Consider the following 17,411-nt stretch of genomic DNA (forward strand, 5'->3'; position numbering starts at 1 on the left):
TCTCAAGGAGTTTTCCGCTTCGACTGCGCCGGAAGTGGGGCGAATTATAGAGACTCAGAATCTGCCGTCAACACTTATTTTCACAAACCTGTCATATCGGTCAAAAAAGCCCCGAAACGCGAAGGCCGACCTTAATAGGTCGGCCTTCTTTGCACTGCCCTTCTACTTACAAGCTAGGGAAAGCGAATTGCGAAGCTTCATGGCTCGCACGCTGCGGCCAGCGCTGGGTGATCGCCTTGCGACGGGTATAGAAGCGCACGCCATCCGGACCATAAGCATGCAGGTCGCCGAACAGCGAACGCTTCCAGCCGCCAAAGCTGTGGTAAGCCACCGGCACCGGCAATGGAACGTTGACGCCGACCATGCCGACTTCGATCTCGTCGCAGAACAGACGCGCTGCTTCACCATCACGAGTGAAGATGCAAGTACCGTTGCCGTATTCATGATCGTTGATCAGTTGCATCGCCTCTTCCAGGCTGTTCACCCGGACGACACACAGAACCGGCCCGAAGATCTCTTCTTTATAGATGCGCATCTCAGGAGTGACATTGTCGAACAGGCAGCCACCCAGGAAGAAACCTTCTTCATGACCGGCAACGCTCAGCCCGCGACCGTCGACTACCAGGGTCGCGCCCGCCGCCACGCCATCTTCGACGTAACCGCTGACCTTGTCGCGTGCCTGACCGGTAACCAGCGGCCCCATGTCCAGACCGCAAGAAGTGCCGGCACCGATTTTCAGCGCCTTGATCTGTGGAACCAGTTTGGCCACCAGTGCGTCCGCCACCTGATCGCCCACACACACGGCTACAGAAATCGCCATGCAGCGCTCGCCGCAAGAACCGTAAGCCGCGCCCATCAGGGCGCTGACCGCGTTGTCCAGATCCGCATCCGGCATCAACACCGCGTGGTTCTTCGCCCCGCCCAGCGCCTGAACGCGCTTGCCGCGTTTGGTGCCTTCGGCATAGATGTATTCGGCAATCGGCGTCGAACCCACAAAGCTCAGCGCTTTGACTTCCGGCGCTTCGATCAGCGCGTCCACCGCAGTCTTGTCACCATGCACGACACTCAGCACACCCTTCGGCAAACCGGCTTCCAGCAGCAGTTGCGCGATCAGCAGGGTCGAGCTTGGATCACGCTCGGATGGCTTGAGGATGAAGCAGTTGCCGCAGACGATCGCCAACGGATACATCCACAGCGGCACCATCGCCGGGAAGTTGAACGGGGTGATGCCGGCCACTACGCCCAGCGGCTGGAAATCGGACCAGGCATCGATGTTCGGGCCGACGTTGCGGCTGTACTCGCCCTTGAGGATTTCCGGCGCTGCGCAGGCGAACTCGACGTTCTCGATACCACGTTTCAATTCACCGGCAGCGTCTTCCAGAGTCTTGCCGTGTTCTTCGCTGATCAACTGTGCGATGCGCGCTTCGTTCTGCTCCAGCAGTTGCTTGAAACGGAACATCACCTGAGCACGCTTGGCCGGTGGCGTGTTGCGCCAGGCCGGGAATGCAGCCTTGGCGGCATCGATGGCGTGCTGGATGGTTTCGCGGCTGGCCAGCGGCAGCTTGTGGATTGCCTGACCGGTGGACGGGTTGAATACATCGACCGCGCGACCGTTCTCGGTCACCAGTTCGCCATTGATCAAATGCGGGATAACGCTCATCGGGGAACTCCTGAATTCTTGTGCGCAGACGCCCGCAAGAGGCGCCTGCCATTGGCGTAGCTATATAGAAGGAAAATCAGTCGAGCTTGTTCAGCACTTCGCCGACCGCGTCGAACAGACGATCAAGGTCTTGCGGCTTGCTGTTGAAAGTTGGGCCGAACTGCAGCGTGTCGCCGCCGAAGCGCACATAGAACCCGGCTTTCCACAACGCCATACCGGCTTCGAACGGACGCACGATGGCGTCGCCGTCACGACCCGCGATCTGGATCGCACCGGCCAGACCAAAGTTACGAATGTCGATGACGTTCTTCGCGCCTTTCAGACCATGCAGGGCGTTTTCGAAATGCGGTGCGATTTCGGCCACGCTCTGCACCAGGTTTTCCTTTTGCAGCAGGTCGAGTGCCGCCAGGCCCGCGGCGCAAGCCACCGGGTGCGCCGAGTAGGTGTAGCCGTGCGGGAATTCCACAGCGTATTCCGGGGTCGGCTGGTTCATGAAAGTCTGGTAGATCTCGGAGCTGGCAATCACCGCGCCCATCGGGATCGCGCCGTTGGTGACTTGCTTGGCGATGCACATCAGGTCCGGAGTCACACCGAAAGTCGTTGCACCGAACATGGTGCCGGTACGGCCGAAACCTGTGATCACTTCGTCGAACACCAGCAGGATGTTGTGCTGATCGCAAATTTCACGCAGACGCTTGAGGTAGCCCTGTGGCGGAACCAGTACGCCAGCGGAACCGGCCATAGGCTCGACGAACACAGCTGCGATGTTAGACGCATCGTGCAGTTCGATCAGCTTCAGCAGTTCATCGGCCAACGCGATACCGCCCTGCTCCGGCATGCCACGGGAGAACGCATTGCTCGCCAGCAAGGTGTGCGGCAGGTGATCGACATCCATCATTGCCTGACCGAACAGTTTGCGGTTGCCGTTGACGCCGCCGAGGCTGGTGCCGGCGATGTTCACGCCGTGATAGCCACGGGCACGGCCGATCATCTTGGTTTTGGTCGACTGGCCTTTCAGGCGCCAGTAGGCACGGACCATTTTCACCGCGGTATCGGCGCACTCGGAACCGGAGTCGGTGAAGAACACGTGATTCAGGTTGCCCGGCGTCAGGTCGGTGATTTTTTCCGCCAGCTGGAACGACAGCGGGTGGCCGTACTGGAAGCCCGGCGAGTAATCGAGGGTGCCCAACTGCTTGGCCACCGCTTCCTGAATTTCCTTGCGGGTATGCCCTGCACCGCAGGTCCACAGACCGGACAGCGAGTCGTACACCTTGCGGCCCTTGTCGTCGATCAGCCAGCTGCCTTCAGCTCCGACGATCAAACGCGGGTCGCGCTGGAAGTTGCGGTTGGCGGTGTACGGCATCCAGTGCGCGTCCAGCTTCAGTTGGCTGGCCAGTGGCGACGACGCGTTTTCAGGCATGTTCATCGGGCAAAACCTCGCAGGGCAATAAGCTTCAGAGAGATAAAAAGCGTTGTTGCAGCTAAATTGCCACGCGGATAAAGTCGGTGAAATTCAACTCTTCTAACCTTCAGTTAGAACTCTGCTAAACAATGAGAACAACAGCATGAGCAGCCGCCGCCCCGATCCACTGGCCCAGGTCAGTGACTTCGACATTCGTCTGCTGCGGATTTTTCGCAGCGTGGTGGAGTGCGGCGGCTTCTCGGCGGCGGAAACCGTGCTCGGCATCGGTCGCTCGGCGATCAGCCAGCAGATGAGCGATCTGGAGCAGCGTCTCGGACTGCGTCTGTGCCAACGCGGGCGCGCGGGTTTCTCGCTGACCGAGGAGGGTCGCGAGGTCTATCAATCGGCGCTGCAGCTTTTAAGTGCGCTGGAAAGTTTCCGCACCGAGGTCAACGGCCTGCACCAGCATTTGCGAGGCGAATTGATCATCGGCCTGACCGACAACCTCGTCACCCTGCCCCACATGCGCATCACCCACGCGCTCGCGCAGTTGAAAGAGCGCGGGCCGGACGTGCAGATCCAGATTCGCATGATCGCCCCCAACGAAGTCGAGCAAGGCGTGCTCGACGGACGCCTGCATGTCGGCGTGGTGCCGCAGGCCAGTGCGTTGTCGGGACTGGAATATCAGCCGCTGTACAGCGAACGTTCGCTTCTCTACTGCGCAGTGGGTCATCCGCTGTTTTATGTCGACGATAAACAGCTGGATGACAAGCGCCTCAACAGTCAGGACGCCATTGCCCCGACCTTCCGTTTGCCGGCGGAGATCCAGGCGCACTATCAGGCCCTCAATTGCACCGCCAGCGCTTCCGACCGTGAAGGCATGGCGTTCCTGATTCTGACCGGGCGCTACATCGGCTACCTGCCGGATCACTACGCCAGCCTCTGGGTGCAACAAGGTCGCTTGCGCGCGCTCAAGGCCAGTACGCGGTTCTACGACTTGAGCCTGGCCTCGGTCACCCGCAAGGGCCGTCGCCCGCATCTGGTACTGGAAAGCTTTCTCGAAAGCCTGGCCGCCACCCGCTGATGACCGGGGTTTTATTCGACCGGGGCTTGTCCCGCGCCGACGGTTGCGCTATCAACGCAACTGGTTGCACCCCACAGACAAACCCGGAAGTGCCTATGACCTTTGAAGTCCCCGCTCACGGCGGCAAACCCGCCAGCCGCATTCGTCAGAAGAACGAAGAGACCATCATCAAAGCCGCCGAAGACGAGTTTGCCCGTCACGGGTACAAAGGCACGAGCATGAACACCATCGCCACCAAGGCCGGGCTGCCCAAGGCGAACCTGCATTACTACTTCACCAACAAGTTGGGTCTGTACGTGGCCGTGCTGAGCAACATCCTTCAATTGTGGGACAGCACCTTCAACACCCTGACAGCCGAAGACGATCCGGCCGAAGCGCTGACCCGCTACATCCGCGCGAAAATGGAATTTTCCCGGCGCCAGCCGCAAGCGTCGCGAATATTTGCGATGGAAGTGATCAGCGGCGGCGAATGCCTGACCGAATACTTCAACCAGGATTACCGCGCCTGGTTCCAGGGCCGCGCCAGTGTATTTCAGGCCTGGATCGACGCGGGCAAAATGGACCCGGTCGACCCGGTGCACCTGATCTTCCTGTTGTGGGGCAGCACCCAGCATTACGCCGACTTCGCCACCCAGATCTGCCGGGTGACCGGACGCAGCAAGTTGACCAAGCAAGACATGGAAGACGCCGGCAACAATCTGATCCGCATCATCCTCAAAGGCTGCGGCCTCACTTCTTCCATATAAGTCGTTTTATGCCATTCACCCTCAGCGGCTTCTGCGAATTTCGCGAAGAGATTCGCAAAAGCCGTTTCATCACCTTCGCCGCGCCGATCGCAAGCCCCACTGAGGCGCAAGCCTTCATCGAGCAACACAGCGACTTGAATGCCTCGCACAATTGCTGGGCGTGGAAACTTGGCGATCAGTACCGCAGCAACGACGACGGCGAACCCGGTGGCACAGCAGGTCGACCGATTCTCGCGGCCATCGAAGCGCAGGACTGCGATCAGGTCGCGGTGCTGGTGATCCGCTGGTACGGCGGCATTCAACTGGGCACCGGCGGTCTGGCCCGGGCCTATGGCGGCGGCGCCAACAAATGCCTGCAAGCAGCGCCGAAGATCGAATTGATCAGTCGTGTGCCCGTGCGTTGCGCCTGCGCCTTTGGCGAACTGGCGCTGGTGAAGCTGCGGGTTGCGGATCTGGGCGGATTGGTGGTGGAAGAAAACTTCACCGCCAATGGTGTCGAGTTGCAACTGGCCGTGGGCGAAGCGCACATCGAGCTGCTGCAGAAACAGTTGGCCGATCTGAGCCGTGGACGAATCCTGCTGCAGCGTTGAGCCCTCGTCCTGTTTTGGGGCACAAGCCGTTTGCTTATGCCCGTGACTTGCCCACATCCGCTGTGCACCCGGCTGTGGATAACCTGAGCACAGGCTGCTGTAACCCTTCTGTCACGTGGCTTTGCGGGATTTGCTCACTTTTCGTCCAAACGGCTGACCCGGCGAACAATTTCACGTAAAAACAATCGCTTAGCGTTGTTTATCGCCTTTAGAAGAAAGCCCGGCAGTGCTTATGCCCGGGATTCTGTCTTGCGCACAAATACTGTGGAGCAACCTGTGGATAAGCCGTTCATGGCTGGCGCAGTCGCCGGTTCTGTATGGCTTGGACGGGGTTGCTCGTTTTTTGATCAGCCAGGCGCGGGCAAAACTGGAGCCTGATCAACGGCTTTGCCCTCATGTGGTGCCGCACAAGACGTCGAACTTACTTCACAGGCTCTGCGCCAAAGGCTGGCAAACAGCGGCCGCCCGCGTTCCTGACTCAATGGCCAGGAAATTGCTTTATCCACAGGCACAACTCCAAGCAACCCGAGCCTGTCATGCCAAATCCCACGTCCCCACCGCGCCTGCAACTGCGCCACATCAGCAAGCGTTATCCCGGTTGCCTCGCCAATGACGCCATCGACCTGAGCATCGCCCCCGGTGAAATCCACGCGCTGCTCGGTGAAAACGGTGCCGGTAAAAGTACGTTGATGAAAATCATCTACGGCGTCACCCACGCCGATTCGGGGGAGATGCTGTGGCAGGGTCAACCGGTGACCATGCGCAACCCCGCTCAGGCGCGGCAGTTGGGGATCGGCATGGTGTTTCAGCATTTCTCGCTGTTCGAGACTCTGAGCGTTGCGCAAAACATCGCACTGGCGATGGGTCCGGCGGCCGGTTCGCCGAAACAGCTTGAAGCGAAAATCCGTGAAGTGTCGCGCCGATACGGCATGGCGCTGGAGCCCCAGCGACTTGTCCACAGCCTGTCAATCGGCGAGCGGCAACGGGTCGAGATCGTTCGTTGCCTGATGCAAGACATTCGCCTGTTGATTCTCGATGAACCGACCTCGGTGCTCACGCCGCAGGAAGCCGACGAGTTGTTCATCACCCTGCGCCGGCTGGCGGCCGAGGGCTGCAGCATTCTGTTCATCAGCCACAAACTCGGTGAGGTGCGCGCCTTGTGCCACAGCGCCACGGTGCTGCGTAGCGGGCGGGTTGCCGGGCATTGCGTGCCGGCCGATTGCAGCGATCGGCAACTGGCGCAATTGATGGTGGGCGACGCCGCGACATTGATCGGCGAGTTCACGAAAGCCACCGGCGGCGCGGCGTTTTTGCAGGTCAGCGGATTGAACTGGCACAACCCGGATCCGTTTGGCTGTTCACTGAGCGACATCGACCTGCAGGTGCGCAGCGGTGAAATCGTCGGCATCGCTGGCGTGGCAGGCAATGGTCAGAACGAGTTACTGGCCTTGCTCAGCGGCGAACAGACATTGCCCAACAACGCAGCGTCAACCATCCGCTTCCGAGAACACGCTGTCGCCGATCTGCGCCCGGATGCGCGACGCAAACTCGGTCTGGCGTTCGTCCCCGCCGAGCGCCTCGGGCATGGCGCGGTGCCGGACATGAGCCTGGCGGACAACGCCCTGCTTACCGCCTTCCAACAAGGCCTGGTCAGCCACGGCTTGATCGAGCGCGGCAAGGTCGAAGCCCTCGCCGAAACGATCATCCAGCGCTTCGGCGTGAAAACCCCGGGCACCCAAACCGCTGCCCGCAGCCTGTCCGGCGGCAATCTGCAGAAATTCATCCTTGGCCGGGAAATCCTCCAGCAACCGAAACTGCTGATCGCCGCGCATCCGACCTGGGGCGTGGATGTCGGCGCGGCGGCCACCATCCACCGCGCTCTGATTGCCCTGCGCGATGCCGGGGCGGCGATTCTGGTGATTTCCGAAGACCTCGACGAACTGTTCCAGATCAGCGATCGCCTCGGCGCGCTGTGCGGCGGGCGTCTGTCGGCGTTGCAGGACACCGCGCTGACCCGCCTCAGCGACGTCGGCGGCTGGATGGCCGGCCAATTCGACACCCCTAAATCACAACCGGCCACGGTTTAACGGAGTTTTCCCATGTTGCTTTCCCTTGAACCCCGAGGCCGGCAATCGCGCCTGATGCTGTGGTGCTCGCCAGTGCTGGCGGCGGCGCTGACGCTGGTCTGCGGGTCGTTGCTGTTCGTCGCCCTTGGCCATGATCCACTGAAGACTCTGCACACGTTGCTGATCGCTCCGGTCAGTGACCTGTATGGCGTTTCCGAACTCTTGGTCAAAACCCTGCCGATCCTGTTGTGCGCACTCGGCCTCGCAGTGGCCTATCAGGCGCGGATCTGGAACATCGGCGCCGAAGGCCAGTTGCTGCTCGGCGCTCTGGCCGGCAGTGCGCTGGCGGTGAACATCATTGATATGCAAAGCCACTGGGCGCTGGTGCTGATCCTGCTCACCGGCACCCTCGCCGGCGCCGCGTGGGCCGGGCTCACCGCCTGGTTGCGCACTCGCTTCAACGCCAACGAAATCCTTACCAGCATCATGCTCAATTACATCGCGCTGAACCTGTTGCTGTTCTGCGTGCACGGGCCGCTGAAAGACCCGGCCGGATTCAATTTTCCCGAGTCGGCAATGTTCAGCGACGCCAGTCGCCTGCCGCTGTTGATGGAGGACGGTCGCGCGCATATCGGCGTGTATTTCGCCTTGCTCGCGCTGGTCGCGGTGTGGGTGTTGTTGCAGAAAAGCTTTATCGGTTTCCAGATCAAGGTGTTGGGGCTGGACAAGCGTGCAGCAGGATTTGTCGGGTTTCGCGAGAAACGTCTGATCTGGCTCGCATTGCTGATCAGTGGCGGGTTGGCGGGGCTTGCCGGTGTCTGCGAAGTCACCGGACCGATCGGCCAACTGGTGCCGCAGGTCTCGCCGGGTTATGGATATGCAGCGATCACTGTGGCGTTTCTCGGCAGGCTGAATCCGATCGGGATTCTGTTTTCCAGCCTGTTGATGGCGCTGCTGTACATCGGTGGCGAGAGCGCACAGATGACGTTGAATCTGCCACAGGCGATCACCCAGCTGTTCCAGGGAATGATGCTGTTTTTCCTGCTGGCCTGTGACGTGCTGATCCTCTATCGGCCACGCCTGAACCTGCGCTGGGTGCGGCGCACTTCTACCACCGCCGTAACTGCCGGAGCGCTGTGATGGATATCGATCTGCTGAGCAATATTTTCTACGCCATGGTGCGCTGCGGTACGCCACTGCTGCTGGTGGCATTGGGCGAATTGATCTGCGAGAAGAGCGGCGTACTCAACCTTGGTCAGGAAGGCATGATGCTGTTTGGCGCGGTGATCGGTTTCATCGTCGCGTTCAACAGCGGCAACCTCTGGTTGGGCGTTGTGTTGGCGATGCTTGCCGGGATGTTGCTGTCGTCGCTGTTTGCCCTGGTGGCACTGGTGTTCAACGCCAATCAGGTGGCGACCGGGCTGGCACTGACAATTTTTGGCGTGGGCCTGTCGACCTTTGTCGGCGCAGCGTGGGTCGGCAAACCGCTGGCCGGTTTCGAGCCGCTGGCCATTCCTTACTTGAGCGAAATCCCGCTGATCGGCCGCATGCTGTTTGCCCAGGATCTGCTGGTGTACCTGTCGTTCGCGCTGTTTGCGCTGGTAGCCTGGGTGATCGTGAAGAGCCGTGTCGGGCTGATCATTCAAGCGGTCGGCGAGAATCCCGACGCAGCGAGTGCCATGGGTTTGCCGGTACTGACCGTGCGTACCCTGGCCGTATTGTTCGGCGGGGCGATGGCCGGACTGGCCGGGGCTTATCTGTCGCTGGCGTACACGCCGATGTGGGCCGAGAACATGACCGCCGGACGCGGCTGGATTGCGCTGGCGCTGGTGGTGTTCGCCAGTTGGCGGGTGTGGCGACTGTTGCTCGGCGCGTATCTGTTCGGACTCGCCAGCATCCTGCACCTGGTGGCGCAGGGGTTGGGGCTGGCGATTCCTTCGAGTTTGCTGGCGATGCTGCCGTATGTCGCGACCATTCTGGTGCTGGTGTTGTTGTCGCGGGATGCAGTGCGTACGCGGCTGTATGCGCCGGTGTCACTGGGGCAGCCGTGGCAGGCCGGGCATTAAACCGTGACGGCTCGCGACAGCGGCCGAACCGGCAACGCCTGAGCGATGCCCCACGCCAGTTCGAGCACCAGGAAACCCACCACCAAAGAACTGGCGCCGTGGGCCAGGGCATACGTCATCCACGCGGCGAACAGAAACCGGGCCACCGCGTCATAGCGCCCATAAACCGGCTGCGGATCACGAATCCGCAGCACCGCCCACAAGCACACTACCGAACCAAACAGATTGGCTATCAGCAGATGCGCCGGTTCGAACGGCGGCAGCTCGCCGGGCAGCTCCAGCGCCTGACTCAGTGCCGTCAGCAACCCATGCAACACAGCAAAACTCCACGGTGTGACAAACGCCGCCGTCACGATCAAGTCATACCAGGCGCTGCCGCGCACCAACTGCCGATACTGCGTTGAAGTCCACATCATCCTTGCTCCGAAAATTCAGGGAGCAACCACGGTAAAGCCTGGAGTATGCTCCAGGGTCAAACACTTTCGAGACCTGCAAGATGCGCATCGGTGAATTGGCCCAGGCCTGCGATGTCAGCCGTGACACGCTGCGTTTTTACGAGGAGCGCGGATTGATCGCGGCGCAACGTAGCGCCAACGGTTATCGCGACTATCCGCCGGAGATGGTGCAATTGGTGCTCTACATCAAAACGGCGCAGCGTCTGGGCTTTACCCTCGGCGAGATCGGCAGCAGCGTTGGCGCGTTGTGGCAATCGCCAAATCCCGACACCACCGTCACGCAACTGCTGCAAGACAAACTCAAGCTGGTCGAAACCCGCATCGCCGAGCTCGGCGAGCTGCGCCACGAATTGCAGCATCGGCTCGGTCAACGCTGTCCATTGAACCCGTGATCTTTCAACTTTCGAGGAAAGCCCATCATGTCCGCATTGAATTCTGCCAAGCACGCACTGATCATCGGCGCCTCCCGGGGCCTGGGCCTGGGACTGGTGAAAACCCTGCTGGCCGACGGCTGGCAAGTCACCGCCACGGTTCGCAATCCTTCCAACGCCGAGGCGCTCAAAGCACTGGGTAACGTACAGATCGAAAAACTCGACATGGATGACCAGCAAGCGGTAATCGCCCTGAGCCAGAAGCTCAAGGGCGAGACCTTCGACCTGTTGTTCGTCAACGCCGGGGTCAAGGGGCCTGAAGTCCAGACGCCGGGCGGCGCGACGCTGGCGGAAGTCGGTCAGCTGTTCTTCACCAACGCCGTGGCGCCGATCAATCTGGCCCAGCGCTTCGTCGGGCAGATTCGCGACGGCAGCGGCGTGCTGGCGTTCATGAGTTCGGTGCTGGGCAGCGTGACCATGCCCGACGCGCCGGAACTGGCGCTGTACAAGGCCAGCAAGGCGGCGCTGAACTCGATGACCAACAGCTTCGTCACTCAGTTGGGCGAGCAGAAGCTCACGGTGTTGTCGCTGCATCCGGGCTGGGTGAAGACCGACATGGGCGGCGAAGGCGCCGACATCGACGTGGAGACCAGCACCCGTGGCCTGGTGGATCAAGTGGGCGCGTTTGCCGGCAAGGGCGGCCATCACTTCGTGAACTACAAGGGTGAAACCATTCCCTGGTAACCGCTGGACCCTGTGGGGGTTTGCTCCCACAGGGTTATCCCGGTGTCTGGTCGGATCGGGCTTGCCCGTCGCAACATTTTGTTCGAAACTCCGCACCTCGTCCTTCGCGGCGACCCTGGATCAGCAGACAGGGCAACACTGAGCTGGCAACCCTGAACCCAACTTTCAGAGGAGCCGGCCACAATGCCTGCGACCCGTATCTGGTTAAAAAATCCCCTCGCCATTTTCACGGCCAACGGTCTCGATGCCCGTGGCGGCCTGGTGCTGCAAGACGGTGTGATCACCGAAGTGCTCGGCGCTGGCCAGCAACCCTCCGCCCCCTGCAATGAAGTGTTCGACGCCCGTGAACACGTGATCCTGCCGGGCCTGATCAACACCCACCACCACTTCTATCAGACCCTCACCCGCGCCTGGGCGCCGGTGGTCAATCAGCCGTTGTTCCCGTGGCTGAAAACCCTCTACCCGGTGTGGGCGCGCCTGACGCCTGAAAAACTCGCCCTCGCCACCAAAGTCGCGCTGGCCGAGTTGCTGTTGTCGGGTTGCACCACCGCTGCCGACCACCATTACCTGTTCCCGGATGGCCTGGAAAACGCCATCGACGTGCAAGTCGAAACCGTGCGCGAACTGGGCATGCGCGCCATGCTCACCCGTGGCTCGATGAGCCTCGGCGAGAAGGACGGCGGCCTGCCGCCGCAGCAGACCGTGCAGGAAGGCCAGGTGATTCTCGACGACAGTCAGCGGCTGATTCACGAGTACCACGAACGTGGCGACGGTGCGCAAATCCAGATCGCTCTGGCGCCGTGCTCGCCGTTCTCGGTGACCCCGGAAATCATGTCCGCCAGCGCCGAACTGGCGAACAAGCTTGATGTACGCCTGCACACTCACCTCGCCGAAACCCTCGACGAAGAAGATTTCTGCCTGCAACGCTTCGGCCTGCGCACCGTGGATTATCTGGACAGCGTCGGCTGGCTCGGCCCGCGCACCTGGCTGGCCCACGGCATCCATTTCAACCCCGACGAAATCGCCCGTCTCGGCGCGGCCGGCACCGGTATCTGCCACTGCCCGAGCTCGAACATGCGCCTGGCGTCCGGCATTTGCCCGAGCATCGAACTGACCGATGCCGGCGCGTTGTTCGGTATCGGTGTGGATGGTTCGGCGTCCAACGATGCGTCGAACATGATCCTCGAAGCGCGTCAGGCGCTGTACATCCAGCGCCTGCGTTATGGCGCCGAGAAGATTACCCCGGAACGTGTGCTGGGCTGGGCGACCAAGGGTTCGGCGAGCCTGCTGGGCCGCACCGATATCGGTGAACTGGCGGTGGGCAAGCAGGCGGATCTGGCGTTGTTCAAGCTGGATGAACTGCGCTTCTCCGGCAGCCATGACCCGATCTCGGCGCTGCTGTTGTGCGGCGCGGATCGTGCGGATCGGGTGATGGTCGGCGGCAAGTGGCGTGTGGTTGACGGGCAGGTTGAAGGCCTGGATCTCAAAGGCCTGATTGCCGATCACAGCCAGGCGGCCCGGCAGTTGATCGCCGGCACCTGATCTCCCCCCCTCTGATCATTCCCACGCTCCGCGTGGGAATGCATACCGGGACGCTCTGCGTCCCAGCGTAGGACGCGGAGCGTCCTTTGCGGCATTCCCACGCAGAGCGTGGGAACGATCTGTCGGTGCTGGTCGCTCTCAGAGGCCCAGCAGCGACAACATGATGAACGTCGCAAACAGCACAAAGTGGGTCATGCCTTCGATGGCATTGGTCTCACCGTCATTAAGGTTGATCGCGCTGACGATCAGCGTGATGAAGATCATCACCGTCTGCACCGGCGTCATCGCCATCTGAAACGGCTGCCCCGTGTAAAGCGCCATTGCTTCCATCACCGGCACCGTCAGGATCACCGTCGACAACGAAGCCCCCATCGCGATGTTGACAACCGACTGCATACGGTTGGCCAACGCTGCGCGCAACGCAGTCAGAATCTCCGGCGCTGCCGAAATCGCCGCCACCAGAATCGCCGTGATCACCGGCGGTGCGCCCGTCCCTTCCAGGCCCAGATCGAGGGTCTTGGACATCACTTCCGCCAGTGCGCCAATCACCACCACACCGAACACCAGAATGCCGATCGACAGCGCCAGGCTGACCGGTTTCGGCTCCTGCTCCACCGGCTCTTTCTTGCGGCGTTTGTCCGGGTAGCTGTAGCTGAAAAAGTAGCTGTGCGGCCCGACCTGCATGCGCAGGAACAACGCATAAAGCAACACCATCGCGCCGATGGTGAACGCCGAATAGAGTTTCCAGTTGGCCTTGGGAATGAACTCCGGCACCACCATCGACACGCCCATGGCGGTGAGGATCATCACGCTGTAACTGCGGGCCGAATCATCGTTGTAGGACTGTTCGCCATGCTTGATCCCGCCCATCAGCGCGGCGAGACCGAGGATGCCGTTGATGTCGAGCATCACCGCCGAATAGATCGTGTCGCGTACCAGGGTCGGCGAGGCTTCGTTGCTCATCATGATCGCCAGGATCACCACTTCCACCAGCACGGCGGCGAGCGTCAGGATCATCGTGCCGTACGGGTCGCCGACTTTTTCCGCGAGCAGTTCAGCCTGATGGGCGACGCGCATCGAGGCGGCGACGATGAACGCGATCAGCACCAGCCCGGCCGTCAGGGCAACGATCTGGCCGCTGTGCAGCAACCAGTGCTCCAGCGGATAGGCAACACAGGCGGCGATGACGGCCAACAGCAGAAAGCTTTCTTGCTTGAGGATGGTGAACATGACGGGCCTTTTTTGCCGAAGAGTGCGAATGAGCTACTGACTGCGGGGCGGCGCTAACGTTTCGTTACACCTTAGCGCACCAGTGGATGGCGTCCCTGTACGGCCATGCACTTTTTTCGGCCCGGCCGGCCTCATCGCGAGCAAGCTCGCTCCCACGGGGATCGCGGTTTTTTGTGGGAGCGGGCTTGCCCGCAAAGGCCTCGCCGCGATTTCGAATCGATTTGTTGTCCGATTGGTCAGCCTTTTGCATTGCCCTCCCCACACACAACAAAAGGGAGTTCGCGTTCATGCATAAACGTCCACTGCAAACACTGCTGTGCATCGCCATGGGCCTTGGCCTCAGCCTGAGCGCCAGTGCCGCCGATCCACTGAAAGTCGGCTTCGTCTACATCGGCCCCATCGGCGACCATGGCTGGACGTATCAGCATGAGCAGGGGCGCAAGGCGCTGGCGGAAAAACTCGGCTCGCAGATCACCACCAACTATGTGGAAAACGTCGCCGAAGGCGCCGATGCCGAGCGGGTGATCCGCAACATGGCCAAGGACAATTACGACCTGATCTTCACCACCTCTTTCGGCTACATGAACCCGACGGTGAAAGTGGCCAAACAGTTTCCCAAGGTGACCTTCGAACACGCCACCGGCTACAAGCAGGACAAAAACCTCGGCACCTACCTCGCGCGTACCTACGAGGGCCGTTATGTCGGCGGTTTCCTGGCCGCGAAAATGACCAAGACCAAAAAGATCGGCTACGTAGCCTCGTTCCCGATCCCGGAAGTGATCCGCGACATCAACGCCATCCAGCTGGCCCTGAACAAATACAACCCCGGCACGGAGATCAAAGTGGTGTGGGTCAACTCCTGGTTCGATCCGGGCAAAGAGGCTGACGCCGCCAACGCGCTGATCGATCAGGGCGTGGACGTGGTGTTCCAGCACACCGACAGTCCGGCGCCGATCCAGGCCGCCGAACGGCGCGGTGTGTATGCCGTGGGCTACGCTTCGGACATGGCGCACTTCGGGCCGAAAGCGGTGCTGACCTCGATCGTCAACGACTGGGCGCCGCACTACATTCAGGCGACCCAGAGCGTGATCGACCACACCTGGAAATCCCAGGACTACTGGGGCGGGTTGAAGGAAGGCACGGTCGAACTGCCGATCAGCGATCTGGTGCCGGCACCGGTAAAGGCCGAAGCCGAGCAGATCATCGCCGACATCAAGAGCGGCGCCCTGCAACCGTTCACCGGGCCGATCAAGGATCAGGCCGGCGTCGAGAAAATCCCGGCGGGCGTGAGCGCGACCAACGCCGAACTGGCGTCGATGAATTACTACGTCGAAGGCATGAAGGCCGAGATGCCGAAGTAACCAACCTGACGCCGACCTGACCCTGATCGTTCCCACGCTCTGCGTCGGAACGATCAATAAAGAGCATTCGAAATGAACCAACTCCCGATCATCGATATCTCGCCGCTTTACTCCAACGACCAGAACGCCTGGCCCGCCGTCGCCGAACAGATCGACCACGCCTGCCGCGAATGGGGCTTTTTCTACATCAAGGGTCATCCGATTTCTGCGCAGCGCATCGCCGCCCTGCTTGATTACGCGCAGCGCTTCTTTGCGCAACCGGCAGAAGAAAAACTCAAGATCGACATCACCCGGACCGTCCATCATCGCGGCTACGGCGCCATTGCCACCGAACAACTCAACCCGGACAAACCCAGCGACCTCAAGGAAACCTTCGACATGGGCCTGCACCTGCCGGCCGATCATCCCGAGGTGCTGGCGGAAAAACCCTTGCGCGGCCCCAACCGTCATCCAGCGATGCCCGGCTGGGAAGCGCTGATGGAGCAGCACTACCTCGACATGCAGGCACTCGCGCAAACCCTGTTGCGGGCCATGACTCTGGCGCTGGGCATCGAGCGCGACTTCTTCGACACTCGCTTCAATGAACCGGTCAGCGTGCTGCGAATGATCCACTACCCGCCGCGCCACACCGCCAGTTCCGCCGAGCAGCAAGGTGCCGGCGCGCACACCGATTACGGCTGCATCACTTTGTTGTATCAGGACGCGGCCGGTGGCTTGCAGGTGAAAAACGTCAAAGGCCAGTGGATCGACGCACCGCCCATCGAAGGTACCTTTGTGGTCAACCTCGGCGACATGATGGCGCGCTGGAGCAACGACCGTTATCGCTCGACCCCGCACCGGGTCGTCAGCCCGCTCGGCGTGGATCGCTACTCGATGCCGTTCTTCGCCGAGCCGCATCCGGATACCCGCATCGAGTGCCTGCCCGGTTGCCAGGACGCACAGCATCCGGCGAAATATCCGACCACCACCTGCGCCGAGTTCCTGCTGTCGCGCTTCGCCGATACCTACGCCTATCGACGGGAGCAGGAAGCGGTGTGATGGATCGGTTGGTCAGGTTTTGCCAATTGTTTCGGCGCGCATCTGTAGAATGCCGTCATTGCACCTGATGAGAAAAGAATATGTACGACTGGCTCAACGCCCTGCCCAAAGCCGAACTGCACCTGCACCTCGAAGGCTCGCTGGAGCCCGAGCTGCTGTTCGCCCTGGCCGAACGCAACAAGATCGCCCTGCCGTGGAGCGACGTTGAAACCCTGCGCAAGGCTTACGCCTTCAACAACCTGCAGGAATTTCTCGACCTGTATTACCAGGGCGCCGACGTGCTGCGCACCTCCCAGGATTTCTACGACCTGACCTGGGCCTATCTGCTGCGCTGCAAAGAACAGAACGTGATTCACACCGAGCCGTTCTTCGATCCGCAGACCCACACCGACCGCGGCATCCCGTTCGAAGTGGTGCTCAACGGCATCGCCGCCGCGCTGAAGGATGGCGAGCAGCAGCTGGGCATCACCAGCGGCTTGATCCTGAGTTTCCTGCGCCACCTGAGCGAAGACGAAGCACAGAAAACCCTCGACCAGGCGCTGCCGTTCCGCGATGCATTCGTTGCGGTGGGCCTGGACAGTTCCGAGATGGGTCACCCGCCGAGCAAGTTCCAGCGCGTGTTCGACCGTGCCCGTCACGAAGGCTTCCTCACCGTCGCCCATGCCGGTGAGGAAGGCCCGCCGGAGTACATCTGGGAAGCCATCGACCTGCTGAAAATCCAGCGCATCGACCACGGCGTACGCGCCATCGAAGACGAGCGCCTGATGCAGCGAATCATCGACGAGCAGATCCCGCTGACCGTGTGCCCGCTGTCGAACACCAAGCTCTGCGTGTTCGATCACATGTCGCAGCACAACATCCTCGACATGCTCGAGCGCGGCGTGAAGGTCACGGTGAATTCCGATGACCCGGCGTACTTCGGTGGTTACGTGACCGAGAACTTCCATGCGCTGCACACCCACCTGGGCATGACCCAGGATCAGGCCAAACGCCTGGCGCAGAACAGTCTGGATGCGCGATTGGTAAAACCGTAAAGGCACAAAGCCGTTCGAACAT

Annotated in this window: 16 protein-coding genes; 12 read left to right on the plus strand and 4 right to left on the minus strand. The window is 61.0% G+C overall.

Features of this window, described 5'->3' with window-relative positions:
• Positions 1–166: 166 nt before the first annotated feature.
• Both MKZ87_RS23965 and MKZ87_RS23970 read right to left on the minus strand, forming a co-directional pair.
• The gene (locus MKZ87_RS23965) at positions 167–1,660 is read right to left on the minus strand and encodes a CoA-acylating methylmalonate-semialdehyde dehydrogenase (RefSeq protein WP_011332326.1); all 1,494 of its coding nucleotides are present in this window, start codon (positions 1,658–1,660) and stop codon (positions 167–169) included.
• Positions 1,661–1,736: 76 nt separating this feature from the next.
• A complete protein-coding gene (locus tag MKZ87_RS23970; RefSeq protein ID WP_085700928.1) occupies positions 1,737–3,086 on the minus strand; it encodes an aspartate aminotransferase family protein in 1,350 nt (449 codons plus the stop codon).
• Positions 3,087–3,225: 139 nt separating this feature from the next.
• Here MKZ87_RS23970 and MKZ87_RS23975 point away from each other — a divergent pair, with 139 nt between their 5' ends.
• The 6 genes from MKZ87_RS23975 to MKZ87_RS24000 all read left to right on the plus strand — a co-directional run bounded on the left by MKZ87_RS23975 (position 3,226) and on the right by MKZ87_RS24000 (position 9,614).
• A complete protein-coding gene (locus MKZ87_RS23975; protein ID WP_085690635.1) occupies positions 3,226–4,146 on the plus strand; it encodes a LysR family transcriptional regulator in 921 nt (306 codons plus the stop codon).
• A gap of 95 nt (positions 4,147–4,241) precedes the next feature.
• The gene (locus MKZ87_RS23980; RefSeq protein WP_085700929.1) at positions 4,242–4,892 is read left to right on the plus strand and encodes a TetR/AcrR family transcriptional regulator; all 651 of its coding nucleotides are present in this window, start codon (positions 4,242–4,244) and stop codon (positions 4,890–4,892) included.
• An 8-nt stretch (positions 4,893–4,900) separates the two neighbouring features.
• Positions 4,901–5,482: an IMPACT family protein gene (locus MKZ87_RS23985; protein WP_085700930.1), complete on the plus strand. Its 582-nt coding sequence runs from the start codon at positions 4,901–4,903 to the stop codon at positions 5,480–5,482.
• Positions 5,483–6,018: 536 nt separating this feature from the next.
• Positions 6,019–7,569: an ABC transporter ATP-binding protein gene (locus tag MKZ87_RS23990; protein WP_266202057.1), complete on the plus strand. Its 1,551-nt coding sequence runs from the start codon at positions 6,019–6,021 to the stop codon at positions 7,567–7,569.
• Between the two features lie 12 nt (positions 7,570–7,581).
• Positions 7,582–8,688 carry an ABC transporter permease gene (locus MKZ87_RS23995; protein WP_266202058.1) on the plus strand — a complete coding sequence of 369 codons (1,107 nt, stop codon included), beginning with the start codon at positions 7,582–7,584 and terminating at the stop codon, positions 8,686–8,688.
• Positions 8,688–9,614 (plus strand): ABC transporter permease, encoded by a 927-nt coding sequence (locus tag MKZ87_RS24000; protein WP_085609257.1) that lies wholly within the window; start codon positions 8,688–8,690, stop codon positions 9,612–9,614. The genes MKZ87_RS23995 and MKZ87_RS24000 overlap by 1 nt, the downstream gene beginning before the upstream one ends.
• On the opposite strand, the gene MKZ87_RS24005 is transcribed toward MKZ87_RS24000, so the two are convergent.
• Positions 9,611–10,027 (minus strand): hypothetical protein, encoded by a 417-nt coding sequence (locus MKZ87_RS24005; protein ID WP_085700933.1) that lies wholly within the window; start codon positions 10,025–10,027, stop codon positions 9,611–9,613. The genes MKZ87_RS24000 and MKZ87_RS24005 overlap by 4 nt on opposite strands.
• Positions 10,028–10,110: 83 nt before the next feature.
• Here MKZ87_RS24005 and MKZ87_RS24010 point away from each other — a divergent pair, with 83 nt between their 5' ends.
• The 3 genes from MKZ87_RS24010 to MKZ87_RS24020 all read left to right on the plus strand — a co-directional run bounded on the left by MKZ87_RS24010 (position 10,111) and on the right by MKZ87_RS24020 (position 12,726).
• Positions 10,111–10,461 (plus strand): MerR family transcriptional regulator, encoded by a 351-nt coding sequence (locus MKZ87_RS24010; RefSeq protein WP_085700934.1) that lies wholly within the window; start codon positions 10,111–10,113, stop codon positions 10,459–10,461.
• A gap of 36 nt (positions 10,462–10,497) precedes the next feature.
• On the plus strand, positions 10,498–11,184 hold the full coding sequence (locus MKZ87_RS24015; protein WP_085701019.1) for an SDR family oxidoreductase: 687 nt from the start codon (positions 10,498–10,500) through the stop codon (positions 11,182–11,184).
• Between the two features lie 183 nt (positions 11,185–11,367).
• Positions 11,368–12,726 carry an 8-oxoguanine deaminase gene (locus tag MKZ87_RS24020; RefSeq protein ID WP_085703492.1) on the plus strand — a complete coding sequence of 453 codons (1,359 nt, stop codon included), beginning with the start codon at positions 11,368–11,370 and terminating at the stop codon, positions 12,724–12,726.
• A 138-nt stretch (positions 12,727–12,864) separates the two neighbouring features.
• Here MKZ87_RS24020 and MKZ87_RS24025 read toward each other — a convergent pair whose 3' ends face one another.
• Entirely contained in the window at positions 12,865–13,956 is a 1,092-nt protein-coding gene (locus tag MKZ87_RS24025) for a calcium:proton antiporter (RefSeq protein WP_085700937.1), read from the minus strand.
• A 287-nt stretch (positions 13,957–14,243) separates the two neighbouring features.
• Between MKZ87_RS24025 and MKZ87_RS24030 the strand changes: the two genes are divergently transcribed.
• From MKZ87_RS24030 to MKZ87_RS24040, 3 genes are all read left to right on the plus strand, one after another.
• Positions 14,244–15,317, plus strand: a complete 1,074-nt coding sequence (locus tag MKZ87_RS24030) for a BMP family ABC transporter substrate-binding protein (protein ID WP_266202059.1) — start codon at positions 14,244–14,246, stop codon at positions 15,315–15,317.
• A gap of 72 nt (positions 15,318–15,389) precedes the next feature.
• Positions 15,390–16,355: an isopenicillin N synthase family dioxygenase gene (locus tag MKZ87_RS24035; protein ID WP_266202060.1), complete on the plus strand. Its 966-nt coding sequence runs from the start codon at positions 15,390–15,392 to the stop codon at positions 16,353–16,355.
• A gap of 80 nt (positions 16,356–16,435) precedes the next feature.
• Complete coding sequence (locus tag MKZ87_RS24040; RefSeq protein ID WP_007958502.1) at positions 16,436–17,389, plus strand: adenosine deaminase; 954 nt, start codon at positions 16,436–16,438, stop codon at positions 17,387–17,389.
• Positions 17,390–17,411: the final 22 nt, after the last annotated feature.

This window comes from Pseudomonas sp. MCal1, from assembly GCF_026341415.1.
Taxonomy (GTDB): Bacteria; Pseudomonadota; Gammaproteobacteria; order Pseudomonadales; family Pseudomonadaceae; genus Aquipseudomonas.